Source organism: Legionella nigrisilvae, assembly GCF_977063395.2.
In genome coordinates this window covers 1-19,446 of sequence record NZ_CDRUGZ020000041.1, presented here as the reverse complement: position 1 = coordinate 19,446, position 19,446 = coordinate 1, and the positions used below count along the sequence as shown (strand labels likewise).

Genomic DNA, 19,446 nt, shown 5'->3' with positions numbered 1-19,446 from the left:
CCATCCAATAATATAACCCATTGTTTTCTCCTTATGGTTTAAATATGTCCTAATTCAATTTTAGTTGAATTTTATTTTTTTTTCTGGGACATACCCTCCCTTTTCCCAGATGAGGCGGTATGTTGAGGTGTATTTCGGGACTGACCATTTTTGGTTAAATTAGAATATGACGAAGAGGTCTTATTCTTTGAGTTAGAAGTGCTTTTAGTAGATGCTCTAGATGGGGCAGAACGAGATAGTTCTTTACCCATTGAAGAGGCATAAGATTGAGACTGTTTCATCATATCCTGGGTTTTTTCACGGGCTTCTTGAGAGATATTTTCCCACGAATGTTCCCAAATATTAAATAATTGGTGCATATAATCAAGACTTCGATGACTATTTTCTATAAAAATTTGCACACTTTTTTCTACCAAAACTTGTGGATTATTCATTTGAAAATCCTCAGGTTTTAAATAAGAAAATTTTGGAAATGTTTCATTATTTAATTCAGCGATTTGTTGTAAAGGCTGATTCAGTTTATTAAATGTATTCAGTTTGAATTGTTGCATGATACGCTCCTTGTTGCATCGCACAATTTTATAATAGTTTATTATTTAGTAAAGTCAAAGAGAGGGTAACCCCTATATACCTAGGGGAAACAGTAGTAAAAGTAACATTTCCCTATTATTTTTTATTTGCGAATTTTTTGCTTTCGATAAAGGATAAAATTACCTTCATCCCATAATCAACAAAGCTTAATTTATTTAAAGAAACTGGGGCTTTGCTTTTTAGAATTTTAGAAAGGAGAAATTGAAACAGTCTAATTTTAAAATAATTTAATAAAAGTCGGTATAACATAGTTTTTCTCAAAAAAGCAAAGACCATCGCAAGATGGTCTGTATAATACTTGTACTTTTAATATAGTATAGGATTTCAAATTCTTCAATCAAGTAATAAGGAGGAGTTAGATTGCTGAATAAAATACGGTTTATTAGTTTTTATTTTCTAGGTTTTTATTAATTTTCTCGAGTTCCTCTTGCATGCTCTTATTTTGAAAAAAATAAGCTCGTGTTTTCTCAAAACTCATGTTTTTTATGTTAAAGGAAAGATATCGAATTAAACCCAGTAGTAATCCTATGTTTAAAAATATAATAAGAAAAAAAGCAAGAATAGGGCGATTAAAAAATAAAAAAAAGGAATATCCTATTAATACTGTAATTGATAACCATACTGTTATTAATACAATAAAAAGCATAAATATGGTTAACAATAATGGAACAATAGATAATCTGGCGAGTTGTGCCTCCAGGGAGAGTAAAGAATAAGCTGTTTTGTAAACAGAAATTTTTGCATTGATAAGTTCTTTCAACTGTTTTAAAAATTCCATTTCACGCTCGTTTTAACTGTCTTAAATTATTTAAACATAGTCCACTGATTGTATTAATAAAAGCTAAAATTAAAAGTTTAAGGATTATCAGGATAGTTCTAGGAGTTTCCCTTTTTTTATCTAATACTACATTAAAATAACCTTGTCATCCCAGCGCCTATAAAATGTTCAAATCCTAAAAGCTCTCCTTTAATATGCTGATAAAACTCTATATCGAAGGTGGTTTTAGAATTAAAAAGATAAATTAATCCTGCTCCTCCAATTAACCCAAAGGATTCTTCTGAACTTGTTTTAGTTTGCCCAAATAATTCTAAATACGCATTAATTTTTTCTTTAAACGTATAACTAATTAGAAAATCAGGATTAAAACTTTCATAGTGTTGTCCACCTGAACTTTCAGGATCACTGAATTCACTAATACCCATCTGAACTTGCCAGGATAATTGATCATTTATTTCATGATAAAGGATTCCATTAAAGGTACCTTCTAAGTGCGGGCTACCAAAATTTTCATTTCCACTCGGTGGGGAGATTAGTCCTTCCCCTGTAATTACCCAATTTTTATTATAATAAACCCGATATTTTATCCCAAACCATGTAGGTGAAGTTCCTGAGAAAGGATAAATTGTCTGGTGGATATAATTCGATGGATTGATAACCCATTCAGATTCTTTGGACAAACCCATTCGAACACCTAATTCAGGGAAATTCACTTGGGTTCCTTCTCCCATTATTTGCTGGTTTTGAAAACCGCCTTCTACCAGTAACTTTTTTGCAGGGACGGTACAGGCGCTATCTGAAAAGGAAGGTCTATTAATTAAGCTAAGTAACATGCTTTTACCACGACACGGATCATCCTCGGCGAAAAGAGAAAACGAATACAGAAGGAGCATAGTGCCCAATTTAAGATTTAATCCTTTATACATAAGGTGAGCCGTTTAAAATAATATAATTTAATACCATACGAGTGTTAAATTTAAAATTAGGGTAAGCAAGAAAATATTGCGAGGTCTACAGTTAATACATCTAAATGATCTACCATTGAGTAAGCTAGAACAATTTGCTTACCAGGTTGTTTCAAACATATCCATTAAAGATGAAACTTTGCAAATTGGGAACCATTTTCGAGAGTGAAGTGGTTCCCCCAGTTAAGCGAAAGAAATATAGAGTTTAAAGATGGTGATTAAACAAATTTTTACTAGCCATTTACTATGACCCCTCCATTGGGGTGCAATATTTGTCCTGTCATATAAGAGGAATCTTCAGAGGCAAGGTATAAATATGCAGGAGCAATTTCATAAGGATGAGCAGCGCGTTTCATAGGCACTTGTTCTCCAAAATGACTCACTTCATCTGCTTCAAAACTAGAAGGAATTAACGGGGTCCATACAGGACCTGGTGCTACCCCATTTACTCGGATTCCTTTTTTAACTAAATTTTGCGAAAGAGACCGTGTAAATGCCACTAATGCTCCTTTCGTTGAAGCATAATCTATTAAGTGATCGTTTCCTTTATAAGCTGTCACCGAGGTGGTATTTATAATTCCAGAGCCCTTCTTTAAGTGGGGTAATAAAACTTTTGTCATATAAAAACAAGAAAAAAAGTTAGTTTTAAAAGTTCGTTCCATTTGTTCACAGCTAATTTCTTCTACACTATCTTGAGGATATTGAACCGCAATATTATTGATAAGAATATCAATCGTTCCACATTCTTTTATGCATAGTTTACCTAGTTCTTCGCAAGTGGAATATTCCTGTAAATCGCCATGATTTAACCAACATTTTTGTCCTATTTCTTCTATATTTTTTTTAGTCTGCTTCGCATCCTCATGTTCATCCAAATAATGAATAAAAATATCAGCTCCTTCTTGTGCAAATAAGCAGGCTACAGCCTTACCAATGCCACTATCTCCTCCTGTAATTAAAACTTTTTTTCCCTTTAGTTTATTACTTCCCTGATAGTTTGGAATGAGATAAATGGGGTCGGGATGCATTTTTTTTTCTACTCCCGGTTGCTTATTTTGATGTTGAGGGGGTCTTTGAAGCTTATTTTTGTTCATAATAAAATCCCTTTATATTTAACTTTATTAAGTCATTTAGAATTCATTTCTTAAGCAAATATAAGAAGAATTATTTCTATTGATAAAGATTAAGATTTATTTGGTCAATTTCGCCCAAATATATCCAATACCTGCTGCAATTAAGACGGAGGTCATCGGTTTATTCTTTATTTTCCAGGAAAGGTCGTTTATATGTTTTTCTATAGTTTGTTCAAATTCGCAAACTTTATTGAAACCTTCTTCTAACATTTGACAAGAAGCTTTCTCTAAATGTTCTTTAGCTGTAAATGATCCTTTTTGGTTGTATTCGTCCATGTGTATCTCCCTTAGATAATATATCTAAATATAGTCGATAATTTAAATTAGATCTTATAAAAATCCTTAATTAATACTAGGCATTTTCCTTAAATTGACTGGGATTATGAATTCAGCAACTATCCTAAAAGCTGTATTAAACAATAAGGAACGTAAAATGAACAATCATATGGATAAAGATAAATTAAAACAACACCATACACTTGCAGCAGAACACCATAAAAAAGCTTCTGAACATCACAATGAAGCTGCGAAATACCATCAATCTGGAGATCATGAACAAGGCCATCACCATGCACATTTAGCTCGCGGTCACCATGAACATGCTCAGCATCATTCTTCCGAAGCTGCAAAACATTCAGTGGGAAAATAAGAGAGGTGACCCTTCTTTAAGTCGACAAATTCGCTCTTCTTTAATTGAGTATTTTAGACCTTTCATCAGGAGAACATTGTGAATAAAGATATATTTCAAGGAAAATGGGAAGAAATAAAAGGAAAAATGAAAAAAACTTGGGGTAAATTAACTGACGATGACTTTAAAGAAATTGAAGGGTCTCATCAGGAAATTTATGGAAAATTACAAAAACATTATGGTTACTCAAAAGATGAGGTCAATAAAGCGGTAAAAGATTTCCAAGATCAATTTAAATAAGGGATTAACATGAAAAAATTAATTTTAGCTATTCTTATTTTATCATCCAATGTAGGTTTTTCTGCCACCGATATGAACTCAAAATGGAATTGTACTACTAATGCTAGCAGTAGCGATGTAGCAGCAGATAAGGCTGCTGATGATCGAATGGCGAATAAACAAGGTTCTGCGGCAGATTCTTTTGCTTTTGCAGCAAAAAACTGTAGAGATTGTACTAAAATCACCTGTGAACAAAAATAACTAAAAAGGTAGACTATGATTTTTAAAAAATCTTAGTCTACCGACTTATGTTTTAAAGAAGAATTATATGTGAATCCATCCGAATTGAAATTCCCGCCATGGGATCCGATAGTCATGAAATCGAGTGCGGGGCGAAACTAAGCCTCTGATGATTACTCAACCTTGACGCGGTTTGGTAACTATTAACTTGAAAGCATTCGACGCTACATTTTTTAAGATCCTTAATAATCTCTTAATAAAATCCAAATATAATTTCACCTGAATATTAATGATTCATCCAATTAGCAGACGAATGTTAAGGATGGATGGGGGACAGGTAAACTTAGTTATTCCTAATCAATAAACTATGAAGCATGAGCAGTAGTCTTTGTTGAGGAAGATATTTAAGTTAATCAGTCCACATATATCATTAATCGCTTTATGTATTTTTAAGCATAAAAATTTACATTATCCATGCTCCGTATGAGGTCAATAGACTGTTTTTATTTATAAATCCTCCCGAAAATTACTCCATAGTTTTGTTGATACATATCTACCTTTTCTCGAATGAACATTTACGTGTGGGTCAATTTATCTAAACAAAAGAATAGAAAATACAGAGGTATTTAGAATGAAAAAATTTTTTTTCTCAGAACCTAACAAAGAAAAAAATAAAGCGCATTATTTCTTGCAAAACTTCCCATGTATCGAACTTTGGCGTTTTTTTGTTGAGCGCTCGAGGTATGATGACAGACAATTTTCATACGATTTGCTTATTAAGTCCCTGGAAGATATAAAAATTAATTTTCATGGAGCTTACAGAATCCTCAAAAGAGAGGAAATTATGGAATATTTAGAAACGGTTAAACTAAATGAACTATATCAGCTGGCAACTCGAGGATTCTCAATATTTAATTTAAGTTTACTGAATTTAATTATACATTTTTTCAAGTTTGAGGAACAAGACCAACAATTACTTAAAGATTATATCGAAATGCGTAGAGCATGGACTGGTTTTGAGCAATCAGAGCCTGGTTACATGCTTGGTATGGCACATGGCTTTGCCTTTATTTTAAAAAATTTACATCAGGCAGATGCTCTTGATATAGAATTTATAAAGTCGCTTCATGCTTCATGTACAGCGGGTGTCAAGAATCTATTTACAATTGTAAGAGAAGGTGAGTTCAGGAAAAATTCGTTAGTTGGATGGGCATTGGACTCGAAACAAAATACCTTTGATGGCATTTTTGAAATTTTACTCTACATGCAGACACCTGAGTGTAAAGGACTCTCCTTTATTGATAAGAGTGGAAAAGTTATTGCTAGTACCAGGGATAAGGATTTTGATCCTAGAGAAAAAGCAGTATTAATTTGGGATATGCTCAAGCAAGATCAGGTAATCAATATCCGTTGCTCTGAAATGGATGAAAAAATTGTTGATGTGGAGCGATACCTTAATGAAGTTTGCCATTCCCACTTAATGACTTATAAGAAAGAGATTTCGGAGTCAAATTCAAAACGTGAAAAATTGACCGCCATATTCAAATTTATAAAATACATGGTTTTACACCACCCATTTCCTGATGGTGTTGGTCGTACATTATCTATGCTTTTAACATTTTATTTATTGATGGTTAACAATTTATTACCTGTCATATTAAAAAATTCAAATAATATTCCAGGCTGGTCGGTTAAAGAGATGGTTGAGGAATATTTATCGCTTGAAAATGAGATGAAAGAAGTTTTACGAAATCCCAGTTATCTTTCAAGTGATCTTTTTGCACCCAATAACATCGATACAGTTGCCTACCTAAAACAACTTCCTGAGACTCCTCGAAGTCAATTTTATGAGGCAGTTGAAATTATGCAAAATGCGATACAATTATATAACCTAGAAAATCAATACAATACCCATATCTCTTCCCCTAGCGAGGGTATCAAATTGTAGGAAGGTCTATAACGAAAGATAAGTAGGTATTCTGATAAGATAGCCACCGCTTAGTGGCTATCTTAGATAAAGGATTATTTTTTTAAGAGTCTAGAAATTAGAAATCCGATTCCACCCGCAATAAGCAAAGAGGTTAGGGGATTTTCTTTTACTTTTTGCAGTAATTCGTCTGCATACTCTTCTACATATTCTTCCATGTTATTAAATTGTTTCTTACTCTCTTCATACATATCTGACATTGAGTCTTTCACTTGTTCAGTTATTGATTCAGCCTTTTCTTGAGCGTTAGCGCTGAATTCATTCACTTTATTTTTCATTTCACTAGTCCTTTTGTTCATATCCATGTTTATTCTCCAATCATTTTAAATATTGCATTGCACTATATAAAGACTAGCCTGCTATATTTCTTTGTCAACCGATATAAGGAAAACCCTTTTAATATTGAGACATACCGAAAGAGGCGAAATTTAGAACTATAATAAAGGTATTGTTTTAATAGTGAGCTTAACTGACGAAAAGGAGGTTGCTATGAGTAAAGGAGATAAATCAAGTTATACCGACAAACAAAAACGTCAAGCTGAGCATATCGAAAACTCTTACGAGAAAAAAGGAGTTTCTAAAAAGGAAGCTGAAGAGCGAGCTTGGCGTACGGTAAATAAACAAGATGGGGGCGGTAAGAAAAAATAAGTTCCGAATGAGGTCTTAAATTATTTTAAGACCTCATTCGAATCGCTAGATTTAGGAATTACAATTTATCTAGACCCAATGATTGTTTTACATCCCAAAAATTTTTCCAGGGATCTTCTTTTAAATTTTTTAAACGAAGTAAGAGGGCTCTCATATTAAACGTATTATCCTCCATTCGATCACTGAGTTCATCCCAAGAAAGAGGAGTAGCTATAGGGGCGTGAAGACGAGCTCGCGTAGAATAAGGTCCTATAGCTGTTGCAGTTTTTTGATTACGTAAATAATCAACAAATATTTTTCCTGAGCGTTTCGATTTTGTCATTTTACTAATATAATTTTGAGGTTTTATTTGTTCTAGGAATTGGACAAACACCTTCGTAAAGTTCTTTATTTCTTCCCAATCATATTCTGGTTTTATAGGAATCACCACATGTAGACCTTTTCCACCAGTACTTTTTACAAAAGACTGAAGATTATATTCTTCTAAGTATTTTCGGACTTCCCGCGCTCCTTCTACTACTTTTCTCCAAGGAACATCTGGAGCAGGATCTAAATCAAAAATAATTATGTCCGGTTGATCCAAATGGGAGATCGTACTTCCCCACGGGTGGATTTCTAAAACTCCCATCTGTATAAGACTTAAAAGGCCTTGCGTATCATTCAAATAAATATATTTTTCTATTTCATCTTCATTTTTCATCTCTACCGGATGAAGAAATTTTGGAGTTCCCTTATTATAATGACGCTGATAAAAACAGGTTCCATAATCATCAGGACACCGCACTAGGGTTAAAGGCCTTAAAGTGAGGTAAGGAAGCATATAATCACTTACCGCTTCATAGTAATCGTAAAGATCTTGTTTTGTGATATTATCCTCGGGATAGAGAATTTTAGAAGGGTGAGTTAATTTAACTATACTTTTGTTTGACGCTTTTGAAGATACTTCTTTTTTCTCTTCTTTTTTTATATCTTCTACAGGTATTTCCCGCTCTCTAGTGACTTTATTTGCTTTTTTATCAACACGCATTCCTTTAAAACTGGGATGACGTAAATGCCCATCTTGAGTCCATTCAGTAAACTCAATTTCAGCTACTAAAGTTGGCTTAACCCACGTTGCGGTGGTATGCCCCGGTGGATATGATGTAAATGGATTTTTTTGTGCTTTATGTTCGACGAGTTGGTTGTGAATCGTTTTCAAACTAGATTCGGTAAATCCAGTTCCTACGTTACCTGCATATTCGAGTTCGCCTATATCATTAAAAACTCCTAAAAAGAGAGAACCGAAAAATTGGCGTCCACCTTTAGGAGGAGTGTAGCCTCCAATTACAAATTCCTGACGCTTTAAGCATTTGATTTTTAACCAATCTTTAGAACGCTTTGATGTGTAAGTACTCTCAATTCGTTTTGAAATGATTCCTTCTAAACCATATTCACAGGAGTGTTCAAACATTAATTGGCCTTCGTTGACAATATGATCACTAAAGGTCAACGTTGAGGATTTAAAATTTAAAATATTTTTTAGAATAGATTTTCGTTCAATCAAAGGGAGATTTCTTAAGTCATATTGATCAAAATAAAGAATATCAAACAAGAAATATACGAAATTGCTATATTTTTTATTTTTTATTGAGTTTTGTAGTAATTGAAAATCTGATTTTCCTTCTTTATCTAAGAGAACAACCTCTCCATCCAAAATAATATTTTTATAGGGTAGTTCTTTGATTGCTTCGGCTATAGGAAGCAAGTCCTGGGTCCAATCTTTATTGTTTCGTGATTTTAATACAACTTCATCCCCATTTTTAAATGCTAAAATTCTATAACCATCAAATTTAACCTCGTGAAGCCAGTTTTCTCCACTCGGTGGTGTATCGACTAAAGTTGCGAGTTGCGGAGGGATGAAGTCAGGAAAAGTTACCTTATGAAGACCCTCAGGTAGTACAATGACAGGTGTTTGTGATTTAAGTTTAGTGTGTGTGGTTTTTCTTTTTTTTGAACCGCCACTCTCCCAAACATCCTCTGAATTTTTAGCGATCTGTTCCATCGTTTGATTGGTTTTAATACTTTTACTTAATTTTTCAGTTATTTCATAGTCCGATTGATCTTTAGCGAATTCGTCGTCATATTTGATTAAAAACCAATGTTTCTCATCCTTAAAGCGTATTAAATCCCATCGTCCTTTTAATTTTTCAGCATGTAATTCAAATCGCAAATGTCCTTTTTCATAAGCTGAGTAAGGATCGGGATCTAAAGGCTCCCAACTCCCTTTATCCCACAGCATTACAGTACCTCCTCCATATTGCCCTTTGGGAATAATACCTTCGAAATTGCCATATTCGATAGGATGATCTTCCACGTGCATAGCCAATCGTTTCACTTTAGGATCTAGGCTGGGCCCTTTAGGTACAGCCCAACTTTTTAAAACCCCATGAAGTTCTAGACGAAAATCATAATGTAAATGGCTGGCAGCATGTTTTTGAATAATAAATAGATGAGAATCTTTAGGATTTACTATACCCTTCGGTTCAGGAGTTTTAGAAAAATCCCTTTTCTTCTGATATTGTCCTAGTCCCATTTGCTTCTCCCTAATATATTCATGTCCTTTTGATCGTTTTCTTATATTTTAGACTAGGGATATCCCATAATTTTATTTTTTTTAAAAAATAATAGAATTTAATTAAATACTTAAAAACAATGAATTGCTATATTTTACTCTTTAGGTATGATTTATAAAAAAATCAAAGGACTGAAATGACTCGAGAAGAATTAACGGAGCTTATTTCTTTTTTGAAATTACATAATCTCAAATTAAGTACAGCTGAGTCTTGTACAGCGGGTTGTATCATACATTTATTAAGTAAAATCCCAAAGAGCGGTCAGGTTTTGGATACCGGTTTTGTTGTGTATTCGGAAGAAGCTAAATTAAAAATTCTAGGCGTAAAAAAGCAAACTATTGATAAGTTCAATCTGACCAGTGAGGAGGTTGCACGAGAAATGGTGGAGGGCGCTCTGCAGTTGTCTTGTGGAAATATTGCTGTATCAACAACTGGTATTGCGGGTTCTAAACCCATTGATGGAATAACCCCTGGAACAATTTGTTTTGCCTGGTTAATAAATCAGGGGAATAAAAAGAGGATATTTTCAGAAACTGTCATATTTTCGGGATCAAAACCGAAAAAGCAAAAATTAGCTTCCTTATATGCTTTAGGAAAAATACCTTTTTATTTTAATAAACATATAAAGGATATGTCATGAAAGAATATCTTAAGAAAGTGCAACGATTTTTTAATCGATTAGGTCCTGGTCTAATCACTGGCATTTCGGATAATGATCCTTCTGGAATTGCAACTTGCGCTCAATCAGGAGCGAAATTCGGGTTTGGACAGTTATGGTCTGTTCTCCTTATGCTGCCATTGATGACCGCTATTCAAGAAATGTGTGCTCGCATCGGGGCGGCTAAAAATAAAGGGATAGCTTCTACCATTCAAAAATATTATGGGAATAAATTACTAATTCCTTTAGTTTTCTGTTTATTCATGGCCAATACAATAAATTTAGCCGCTGATTTAGGAGCAATGAGTGCGGCTCTTGGATTGCTTATTCCAATCAATAATTACATTGCATTAGTTTTTTTTACCGTGATTATTGTTTTTGCAGTTATTTATTTCAAATATACAATGTATGTGAAAATTTTAAAGTGGCTATGTCTTTTTATACTGGTTTATCCTATTTCACTGTTTATAGTAGAAACTCCTTGGATCGAACTTCTAAATAATACCTTAATACCCCATTTTACATTCTCAAGTGATTATTTTTTTATGTTAACTGCTTTATTTGGCACTAGTATTTCTCCATATATGTTTTTTTGGGAATCGTCACAAGAGGTTGAGGAAAATAAGAAGAGGAAAATTTCTAAATCCAATGGTTTGGTGCGAATTTCTGCTGTGAGAATGGATTCATTAAGAAAAGATAATTTTTTTGGTATGTTTCTATCACAAATTTGTACTTGGGCAATAATTGCGGTTATTGGAATCACCTTACATGCTAATGGAATTGAAAATATTGAAACAGCAGCTGATGCTGCCAAAGCACTAGAGCCAGTAGTACATAGTTTTCCTCATGCTGGGTATGTTGCTAAGTTAATTTTTTCTCTAGGAATAATTGGACTAGGAATGCTAAGTATTCCAATATTAGCTACTTCCTCTTCTTATGCAATTTCAGGCTTATTGAACTGGAAAAATGGGCTTTTTCATGACTTCGAGAATGCAAAATGTTTTTATGGGATCATTATTTTATCCTTTATAATAGGATTAATAATGAATTTCCTGCATGTAAATTTAATCCAAGGGTTAATAATTGCTGCGGTAATAAATTGCATCGTGGCCTTGCCGCTTATTTTTGTTATTATTCTCATTTGTAATAATAAAAAAATCATGGGTAAGTATAAGAATGGATGGCTCTCTAACACCCTAGGGTGGATGACGTTTTTGATGATGTTTTTTTCTGTCATGCTGATGTTTTATTCTTTTTTCTCTTCCTGATTCTCAATGCCAATTTGTCTAGTTTTAGGAAGATATTTCGAATATTTTTCTTGGAGTATATTAAAAAACTTTTCTCTAATTTCAGCTCGAAACTCGGAGATTTTATCCCCCTCAGTAGTGCTCACCTGAACGCGAATTTGAACTGAGTTCTGCTCTAATTTATTAATGAGTATTCGTTTAATATTTTTATCCCAATACAATGATTCATTTAAAAATTCATCCAATTCTTTCCGTAAAACTGAAATAGGTAGCAAATAATCAATATAAAAATAAACGCTGGTTATTAAGCTATTTCCTTTACGTCCCAAACTTTCTACCTTATTTTCCAAAAAGTAACTGATCGGAATAATCAAACGATGATTATCTTTCATACGTAAAAGAACATTGGTTAAAGTAATTTCTTCGATAATGGCCCAATGTTTATCAATAAATAAAGTATCGCCGATTTTAAGTGAACCATTTAAAATAATCCAAAATCCTGAAAAGATAGCACTTAATGTTTTTTGACCTGCGAAACCGATAATGGCAGTTAAAAATCCAGCAGAAGCTAAAAGACTTACTCCCATATTACGTACATTACTAAAACTCATTAAAATAGCGGCAACTGCAATAAGACCAATAACAATAAATCCTATATTTTTCAATAAATGTATTTTTGTATATATTTCGGTTATCTGGATACGAGTTTCTAATGATAATGTGCTCATCTTTTGTGCATAGATATCCTCTAGGGTGTTTAAAACCTGTATTCCAATCCAACTAATTGCCAAAATAAGAGTGATTGTAAAAATCTTATTGGTATATACCAGTTGTTTTAATGGAAGGAGCATGGAAAGTACAATATTGAGCCATACTAAAATAAAAATAATTTTTGCACTGCTTTTTATATTTTGTAATATTAATGCTAAGGAAGAGTCAGAAGCATTCAATTTTTGGGAGTAATACGTACAAGTAAACATGAGTAAATTATATAATGCTAGAAGAATTGCGGTAATGATAAGTAAATTAGCTGCTTTCTCACTAATAATTAAAACCAGGGACCAGCTCTGAAATGAGGGATAAAAGCTCAGGTAGCTAGTGAATAAAAAAATTAAACTTAAAAATAAAAGAATGAGGGGCCATTTAACAGAGCGCCAAATTATTCGTTCTTTTAAGTTTTTCTTTATAATCGGCTTCATAGTTTCGCTTCCATGACGTCAATTTTTAAAAATTAAAAAAGAGATTTTAAATAATTATAGGCTTTATAGATTAAGAAAAGGGCTGCACGTAATAGGTAAAAAAGTATTAAGAGATATATTAAGCTTAAAATAAAAGCAACTATGATAAGCAATCCATCTTTTTGAATAATCCCCATTGATATCATAATGATAGCCGAAGAAGAAAAAAAGTCCACGTAAGGAATGGGTAACATGAGTAAAAGGCTTAATATAAATATGAATACCACAAAAAGAGGTCTAATGAATCGTGACGTGAGAAATTTCGCTCTGTTTTTAATGTATTTTTCTAGAAATTCAATATATGGAATTAATTTTAAAATCCCCTCATTGATTTGGGGCGGGACTTTTTTTTCGCTTAATTTGGAAGGTAACCAAATTTTTTTGCGACTCGCTAATAACTGCAGACTAATCACAGCAATCATAAATCCGAAAAGGGCGGAAAATCCTGGAATAAAAGATAAAGGAGTAGCGGGAGGAATTGCTAATAATATGATTATAAAAAAATTATCTTTTTGATGAAATTTATTTAATAATTCTCTAAAGGTAATTTCCTTTTTTTTTTCCAGTTGCTAATTTTTTAAAGCGAGTGGATATTTTCATTTAAAATCTTTAAGCATCATTTTAATTTCCTTTTACTATAATATGGAAAAAGGCTTTTCGACTCATTAAATGCATCATTAACAAAGTATATTTGTTATTACTTTAAATTCAAATATGACGTTTATTATGGATGATAAATTAGATTCTAGTTCTATTTTTTATGGGGATGATTCAGTTCCGGGGATATCTCGTCTAAAAAAAGGGAATTCCTTTCTCTATTTTAATCCTGACGGTACGAAAATAACCAATAAAAAAACATTACAGAGAATAGCTTCTTTATCTATTCCACCTGCCTATACTAATGTGTGGATTTCTCCTTGTGAAAATAGTCACATTCAGGCCACCGGACGAGATATAAAAGGAAAAAAACAATATTGTTATCATCCCCTGTGGCGAGTTATTAGGGATGAAAATAAATTCAAATCCCTAATTCCTTTTGGGAGAATGTTACCCATCATTCGTAAGAAAGTCGAAAGCGAATTAAATAAGCCAGTATCTATGAATAAAACCCAGACTATATGTGCAATAATATATCTTTTGGATAATTATTTTATAAGAATTGGGAATAAAATTCATGAAAAATTAAATAATTCTTATGGAATAACCACCTTAAGAAAAAAGCATCTCGAATTAAGATCTACCCAGGCTATTTTAAATTTTAAAGGGAAAAATTCTCATCCCTGGCATGTGGTTTTAAAAGATAAAAAGCTCCTTAGAATTTTAAAAAAATGTGAGTCTATTCCCGGTTATAGGTTATTTAAATATCTAGATGAAAATAATAATCCTATAGAAATTAGCTCACAAGACGTTAACTTATTTTTGCAAAACCTAACCCAATTTAACTTTACAGCAAAGGAGTTTCGTACTTGGGCGGCTTGTAGGGAAGTGCTTTATCGGTTATCTAAAATTAACTTTGATGCAGAACAATTAAAAAATATTATATTAGAAGTTGCAGACTTATTAGGTCATACACCCACTATTTGTAAAAAATGTTATATTTTGCCCGAGATAATTCATCAATGGGAAAAAAATAATCTAGGAGTTTGGATCAAAAAGCATTCTAGAATAAAAGAAAATAAAGATCGTTTATTACTTAAGTGGTTAGAAGAGAATATAGAAAATATTAAATTTTAAAGGATCCTAGAATGGGAGGAAATTAAGAAGAATTACCTTTAATGCAATGGAGAAATTATATGCTTTCTTATATTTATTCGATAAACCAAGATCATGATTTAATCTATATTTTTATTCGAGCCATTTTATTATTAGTCTTTTGTACGCTTATTATACGATTTGGAAATAGACGCTTTAAATTAAATAACTCCTTTGATCTATTAGCTATTGTAATTTCAGGGGGGATAATCAGTAGGGGAATAACGGGCTCAGCTACTTTAGTTTCTACATTAGTAGGAGTGGCTGGCATCGCAGTGGTCCATAAAACTCTAGCTATTCTTTGTCGAAAATACGCATTACTTGAGCATTTTTTTAAAGGAAAACGCTACCTGCTTATTAAAGATGGTGTTCTTCAGCACAAAACATTAAATCAACTCAATATTACTAAAAAAGATGTAACAGAACAGATGCGGCAACAGATAAACCGTTCCTCTTATAAAAATGTTAGTGCTGCATATTTAGAAAGAACCGGTCATATTTCATTTGTGTTAAAAGATTAATTATTAAGGATAAACTTAATTGCGATGGTTCAAAATTGATCTAAAATTATAAAGGATGTATCAAATTCATTTTAAAAGGAACTGATATGAATTTACTTCTATTTATAATATTAATTGTTATTCTTATAGGACTTTTACCCACATGGCCCTATAGTTCTGGATGGGGCTATTACCCCAGTGGTGGCGTTGGATTAATACTTCTTATTTTAATTATAGTTTTGCTAGCACGTGGGGGTTAACAAAAGGGCCTTTTGGCCCTTTTTTCTTTAATTGACAAAAATTATACATTTTTCATCCTGCTCTCTTTTTTATGTCCTATAATGTCTAATGAAAAACAAAAGGAGAGAAATTATGGATAATTTTAATATTGTAAGAACAGAGGATGTAAAGGGAAAAGAAGTAAAATCACCTGAATTAGAATCCTTGGGCGAAATTGAAGAAATTGTATTGGATAAATTCACTGGAGAAGCCAGATATGTGGTTTTATCCTTTGGTGGCTTTTTAGGCTTAGGAGAAAAATATTTCGCCTTTCCCTGGAAAAGTATCAGTTACAATGCTGATGAAGAATGTTTTATTTTAAATATAAATCAATCAAAATTGAAAAAAGAATATGGATTTGACAAGGATCACTGGCCTGATATGGCAACATGGCCAAAAACAATAGATACTTACTATAATTCATTAAGATAACAATTGAGAAAAATAAAAAGGCACTGGAGAGCAGTGCCTTTTTATTAAGAGTGATAATTAATCTCCAACTGTAAAATTATACTATAATTTATGAAATAATGGATTGGAGAATAATGATATAAATAGAGACATCATAGTGATCCAAACCAAAAGTGGCGTAGTGAAGGAGAGCCACATCAAAGGCAAGTACCATTGAATAAACGGTTGAGAATCATACTTAATAAATGGAATTTTAGAAAAGATAGTCATGGAAATGATCCACGAAGTTTTAGGGCTAATAAATAGTTCATACTTAAAAATGAGAAGGGGTAGGTAGCTTATAGAGTTAGAGCTAAACTAAATATTGTAGGCTTTTCGTGGTCCATCTTATTTTGAATGATTGGTTATTAGGAGTAAGAGAATGGCACGATCAATTTGGAAAGGCGATATTTCTTTTGGGCTTGTATCTATTCCTATTTCTTTGATTTCTACTGAAGAAAATAATGAAATTCATTTTCATTTATTGAACTCAAAAACTAAGTCGCGAATAAAATATCAAAGAGTGGATGAGAATACAGGAAAAGAAGTCGCGTGGGAGGATATTGTTAAAGGATATGAATATGATAAGGGTAATTACCTTATCGTAAATGAAGAAGCATTTGAAAAAGCAAGCCCCGAATTATACAAAACAATAGACATCGAAGAATTTGTAGATTTAGATGAAATTGATAGTCTCTATTTTACTAAACCCTATTATTTAATCCCTGAAGGTAAAAATAAGAAGGCCTACGTTCTTCTTCGTGAAGCATTAAAAAAAACCAACAAAGTAGGGGTAGCTAAAACTATATTACGCACAAAAGAATATTTAAGTTTAATTCTTCCACATAAAAACAGTATATTGCTGTATTTAATTCATTTTCAAGATGAAATACGCTCAGAAGAAGAGTTAAATGTTCCTAAAGAAGAAATCACAACATATAAAATTTCTGAAAAAGAAATTAAGATGGCAATGGATTTAATAAAGGACATGTCCAATAAGTGGGAACCTGAAAAATATCATAATGAATACAGGGAAGTGTTACAAAAATGGCTCGATAAACAAACAGAAGCCCTTTTAAAATCAGGTAAAAAAGTTACTAAAGCTGTAAAAAGCCACGATTCAGTAGTAGATTTTGTATCACTTTTAAAAGAAAGTATGAAAAAGAAACCTGTGAAAACTAAAAAATCAGGATAAAAGAGGGTTTTTCAATAAAAATCATATGAAAAACTCCCTTATACCTGATTACCTTTATTAATGTATTCTAGCTCGAGATTCATCTTTTTTCGCTACTTTTTTATAATGCATTTTCTTATTTTTATCCGTTTTTTTAATGGTTGTATGTTTTTTAGGGCGTTCTTTTTCTTGCAAAGAAAGCAATAAGTGTTGTTTTACATAATGCATCCGCTCTTTTATCTCATAAGCCTCTTCCTTGGATAAGACTTTTCGTGCATTTTCAAAAATAGTTCCTTCTTCTTCATCTACATGGTGTTCGACAATTTTCTTTAATTTATTCACTTGATTTACCCATGGGGCACCATATTCTTTTGAATGAAGAATCAGCTTAATTTGATTTTCAATTTCTTTATGTTCTTTCTTTCCATGAGTCGCATCCTCTTTAGTTAAATCATATTGTTTTAAAGCTTCATAGAAAGTTTCTTGCTCAGAATGGGCATGTATAAGCAGTTCCTGGGCAATTAAAGACATAATCTGCTTTCTACGTGCTGGAAGTTCAGATTCTTTAAATTGATCAAATAAATGAGCTACATGCTCATGATCCATTTTTAAATATTCGTAAATATCCATGCTAATTCTCCTATTTAAGGGGTCATTACCACTTTAATGCATCCTTTTTCCCTTGCATTAAAGGTTTCATAAGCATCAGGAGCATTTTTTAATTTGATACGATGGGTGATAATTTTGGAGGGATCAATTGTCCCTTCTAAAATTTTATCTAACAAAAGTTTGGTATATCGAGGTACATGCGTCTGACCCATTTTTAAGGTTAGGCCTTTATTCATGGCCATTCCTATTGGGATATTGTCTAAATTTCCTACATAAACACCTGGAATAGACAAAGTTCCTCCTTTCGCACAGCATTTTATTGCTTCTCGCAAAACATGAGCTCGTCCAGAAGTCATGTAGGCAGCTTGTTTTACCCGATCAATTATCGAATCGTAGGAGGGGCCGACATGAGCTTCACATCCTACGGCATCAATACATGAATGAGGACCTTTTCCTTTGGTCATGATCATTAATGCGTCGTAAACGTCTTCCTTTTCGAAGTTAATCGTTTCAGCTTTTCCATACGTTTCCGCGAGTTTTAAGCGTTCGGGTATGCAGTCAATGGCTATTACGCGTTCAGCGCCTAACATCCATGCACTTTGAATGGCGAACTGACCGACAGGGCCACAGCCCCATATTGCCACGATATCACCAGGATTGATTTGACAGTTTTCCGCAGCCATATATCCAGTAGGTAAAATATCACTTAAAAATAAAACCTTTTCATCTTCAATATCGGAAGGTACTTTAATAGGACCTATATCAGAATAAGGTACTCGAACAAATTCAGCTTGTCCTCCTGCATATCCTCCTAATAAATGAGAATAACCAAATAATCCTGCAGGTGATTGTCCTAGTTGTTTTTTTGCTAACTCACTGTTTGGATTTGAGCATTCGCATAGAGCAAATAACTTTCGTTTACAAAAAGTACATTTGCCACAAGAAATAGTGAAAGGAACGACTACTTTGTCTCCAGCTTTTAATTTTTTGTTCCCTGGAGTTACATCAACAACTTCTCCCATAAATTCATGACCTAGGATATCTCCCGATTCCATAGTGGGCATCATATCGTTATAAAGGTGTAAATCCGATCCACAGATAGCCGTAGTTGTAATTCTAATTATGGCATCTTGCTTATTGATTATATGGGGCTCGGGGACAGTTTCGATTTTAACATCATGCTTACCATGCCAACATAGTGCTTTCATAATTAGCCCTCCATCATCCGTGATTAGTTATTTGCTATTCATTTAAGTTTAGTTTAAGCTTCACATCTTTGTTAAATGAATTATAATGAATATGAATTAAAATTGTTCTATTTGATTTTTATTTGACAAATTATAAATTAAATATTATATTAAGAAACGTGGTTAAGAAATTTTCCTCATTTCCCGATTAGCAAACACCTCACGGTGATTTGTTAGAGCTCAATGTTATAAAAATAGTAGATTTTTTTTGAAAAAATATCTTCTTGTATTTAATTCCTGAGCAAAATCTTATTCAGCGAAAGCTAAAATTATATGCCTTTAGGGCGCGATCATTAAAAAATGAAAGACAAACTGTGTGGGCACTTTGAAGAACCTTTGAGTGCTTAGAAGTAAATGAAGTAAAAGAAGCTGGTTTTAAACTAGCACAGGAATTGAACTGAAGAGTTTGATCCTGGCTCAGATTGAACGCT

Annotated in this window: 23 protein-coding genes; 12 read left to right on the top strand and 11 right to left on the bottom strand. The window is 32.8% G+C overall.

All coding sequences use genetic code 11. The features are described from left to right. Positions 1-71: 71 nt before the first annotated feature. From ACWTE2_RS26110 to ACWTE2_RS26090, 5 genes are all read right to left on the bottom strand, one after another. Positions 72-551 (bottom strand): hypothetical protein, encoded by a 480-nt coding sequence (locus ACWTE2_RS26110; RefSeq protein ID WP_454785049.1) that lies wholly within the window; start codon positions 549-551, stop codon positions 72-74. A gap of 422 nt (positions 552-973) precedes the next feature. Then, complete coding sequence (locus ACWTE2_RS26105) at positions 974-1,369, bottom strand: hypothetical protein (RefSeq protein WP_454785048.1); 396 nt, start codon at positions 1,367-1,369, stop codon at positions 974-976. Positions 1,370-1,500: 131 nt separating this feature from the next. Continuing rightward, positions 1,501-2,295, bottom strand: coding sequence for a transporter (locus tag ACWTE2_RS26100; protein WP_454785047.1), 795 nt, complete (start codon positions 2,293-2,295; stop codon positions 1,501-1,503). Positions 2,296-2,567: 272 nt separating this feature from the next. Then, complete coding sequence (locus ACWTE2_RS26095) at positions 2,568-3,428, bottom strand: SDR family oxidoreductase (RefSeq protein ID WP_182393117.1); 861 nt, start codon at positions 3,426-3,428, stop codon at positions 2,568-2,570. Between the two features lie 96 nt (positions 3,429-3,524). Beyond that, entirely contained in the window at positions 3,525-3,743 is a 219-nt protein-coding gene (locus ACWTE2_RS26090; RefSeq protein ID WP_454785046.1) for a hypothetical protein, read from the bottom strand. A gap of 157 nt (positions 3,744-3,900) precedes the next feature. Between ACWTE2_RS26090 and ACWTE2_RS26085 the strand changes: the two genes are divergently transcribed. From ACWTE2_RS26085 to ACWTE2_RS26070, 4 genes are all read left to right on the top strand, one after another. Beyond that, on the top strand, positions 3,901-4,116 hold the full coding sequence (locus ACWTE2_RS26085) for a hypothetical protein (protein WP_454785045.1): 216 nt from the start codon (positions 3,901-3,903) through the stop codon (positions 4,114-4,116). A 78-nt stretch (positions 4,117-4,194) separates the two neighbouring features. After that, a complete protein-coding gene (locus tag ACWTE2_RS26080) occupies positions 4,195-4,395 on the top strand; it encodes a CsbD family protein (RefSeq protein ID WP_454785044.1) in 201 nt (66 codons plus the stop codon). Positions 4,396-4,404: 9 nt separating this feature from the next. After that, entirely contained in the window at positions 4,405-4,635 is a 231-nt protein-coding gene (locus ACWTE2_RS26075; protein WP_454785043.1) for a hypothetical protein, read from the top strand. Between the two features lie 610 nt (positions 4,636-5,245). Beyond that, positions 5,246-6,562 (top strand): hypothetical protein, encoded by a 1,317-nt coding sequence (locus ACWTE2_RS26070; RefSeq protein ID WP_454785042.1) that lies wholly within the window; start codon positions 5,246-5,248, stop codon positions 6,560-6,562. 74 nt (positions 6,563-6,636) lie between these two features. On the opposite strand, the gene ACWTE2_RS26065 is transcribed toward ACWTE2_RS26070, so the two are convergent. Then, a complete protein-coding gene (locus ACWTE2_RS26065; RefSeq protein ID WP_454785041.1) occupies positions 6,637-6,879 on the bottom strand; it encodes an ElaB/YgaM/YqjD family protein in 243 nt (80 codons plus the stop codon). 211 nt (positions 6,880-7,090) lie between these two features. Between ACWTE2_RS26065 and ACWTE2_RS26060 the strand changes: the two genes are divergently transcribed. Further along, entirely contained in the window at positions 7,091-7,249 is a 159-nt protein-coding gene (locus ACWTE2_RS26060) for a hypothetical protein (protein WP_454785040.1), read from the top strand. Between the two features lie 58 nt (positions 7,250-7,307). On the opposite strand, the gene ligD is transcribed toward ACWTE2_RS26060, so the two are convergent. Next, entirely contained in the window at positions 7,308-9,821 is a 2,514-nt protein-coding gene (ligD, locus tag ACWTE2_RS26055) for a DNA ligase D (RefSeq protein ID WP_454785039.1), read from the bottom strand. A 176-nt stretch (positions 9,822-9,997) separates the two neighbouring features. Here ligD and ACWTE2_RS26050 point away from each other — a divergent pair, with 176 nt between their 5' ends. Then, positions 9,998-10,501 (top strand): CinA family protein, encoded by a 504-nt coding sequence (locus ACWTE2_RS26050; RefSeq protein WP_454785038.1) that lies wholly within the window; start codon positions 9,998-10,000, stop codon positions 10,499-10,501. Next, on the top strand, positions 10,498-11,787 hold the full coding sequence (locus ACWTE2_RS26045; RefSeq protein ID WP_454785037.1) for an NRAMP family divalent metal transporter: 1,290 nt from the start codon (positions 10,498-10,500) through the stop codon (positions 11,785-11,787). Before ACWTE2_RS26050 ends, ACWTE2_RS26045 begins: the two co-directional genes overlap by 4 nt. On the opposite strand, the gene ACWTE2_RS26040 is transcribed toward ACWTE2_RS26045, so the two are convergent. Together ACWTE2_RS26040 and ACWTE2_RS26035 are read right to left on the bottom strand one after the other, a co-directional pair. Continuing rightward, a complete protein-coding gene (locus tag ACWTE2_RS26040; RefSeq protein ID WP_454785036.1) occupies positions 11,766-12,965 on the bottom strand; it encodes a mechanosensitive ion channel family protein in 1,200 nt (399 codons plus the stop codon). The two genes, ACWTE2_RS26045 and ACWTE2_RS26040, sit on opposite strands and share 22 nt — an antisense overlap. A 32-nt stretch (positions 12,966-12,997) precedes the next feature. Continuing rightward, the gene (locus ACWTE2_RS26035; protein WP_454785393.1) at positions 12,998-13,552 is read right to left on the bottom strand and encodes an exopolysaccharide biosynthesis protein; all 555 of its coding nucleotides are present in this window, start codon (positions 13,550-13,552) and stop codon (positions 12,998-13,000) included. A gap of 178 nt (positions 13,553-13,730) precedes the next feature. Between ACWTE2_RS26035 and ACWTE2_RS26030 the strand changes: the two genes are divergently transcribed. The 5 genes from ACWTE2_RS26030 to ku all read left to right on the top strand — a co-directional run bounded on the left by ACWTE2_RS26030 (position 13,731) and on the right by ku (position 17,180). After that, entirely contained in the window at positions 13,731-14,738 is a 1,008-nt protein-coding gene (locus ACWTE2_RS26030) for a DNA topoisomerase IB (protein WP_454785035.1), read from the top strand. A gap of 59 nt (positions 14,739-14,797) precedes the next feature. Then, entirely contained in the window at positions 14,798-15,277 is a 480-nt protein-coding gene (locus ACWTE2_RS26025) for a DUF421 domain-containing protein (RefSeq protein WP_454785034.1), read from the top strand. An 86-nt stretch (positions 15,278-15,363) separates the two neighbouring features. Then, positions 15,364-15,516 (top strand): DUF3309 family protein, encoded by a 153-nt coding sequence (locus tag ACWTE2_RS26020; protein ID WP_182393132.1) that lies wholly within the window; start codon positions 15,364-15,366, stop codon positions 15,514-15,516. Positions 15,517-15,628: 112 nt separating this feature from the next. Next, positions 15,629-15,967, top strand: a complete 339-nt coding sequence (locus tag ACWTE2_RS26015; RefSeq protein WP_182393133.1) for a PRC-barrel domain-containing protein — start codon at positions 15,629-15,631, stop codon at positions 15,965-15,967. A gap of 400 nt (positions 15,968-16,367) precedes the next feature. Further along, the gene (gene ku, locus ACWTE2_RS26010; RefSeq protein WP_454785033.1) at positions 16,368-17,180 is read left to right on the top strand and encodes a non-homologous end joining protein Ku; all 813 of its coding nucleotides are present in this window, start codon (positions 16,368-16,370) and stop codon (positions 17,178-17,180) included. A gap of 57 nt (positions 17,181-17,237) precedes the next feature. Here ku and ACWTE2_RS26005 read toward each other — a convergent pair whose 3' ends face one another. After that, complete coding sequence (locus tag ACWTE2_RS26005) at positions 17,238-17,789, bottom strand: hemerythrin domain-containing protein (RefSeq protein ID WP_454785032.1); 552 nt, start codon at positions 17,787-17,789, stop codon at positions 17,238-17,240. A gap of 14 nt (positions 17,790-17,803) precedes the next feature. Beyond that, positions 17,804-18,976: a zinc-dependent alcohol dehydrogenase gene (locus ACWTE2_RS26000; protein WP_454785031.1), complete on the bottom strand. Its 1,173-nt coding sequence runs from the start codon at positions 18,974-18,976 to the stop codon at positions 17,804-17,806. Between the last annotated feature and the right edge of the window lie 470 nt (positions 18,977-19,446).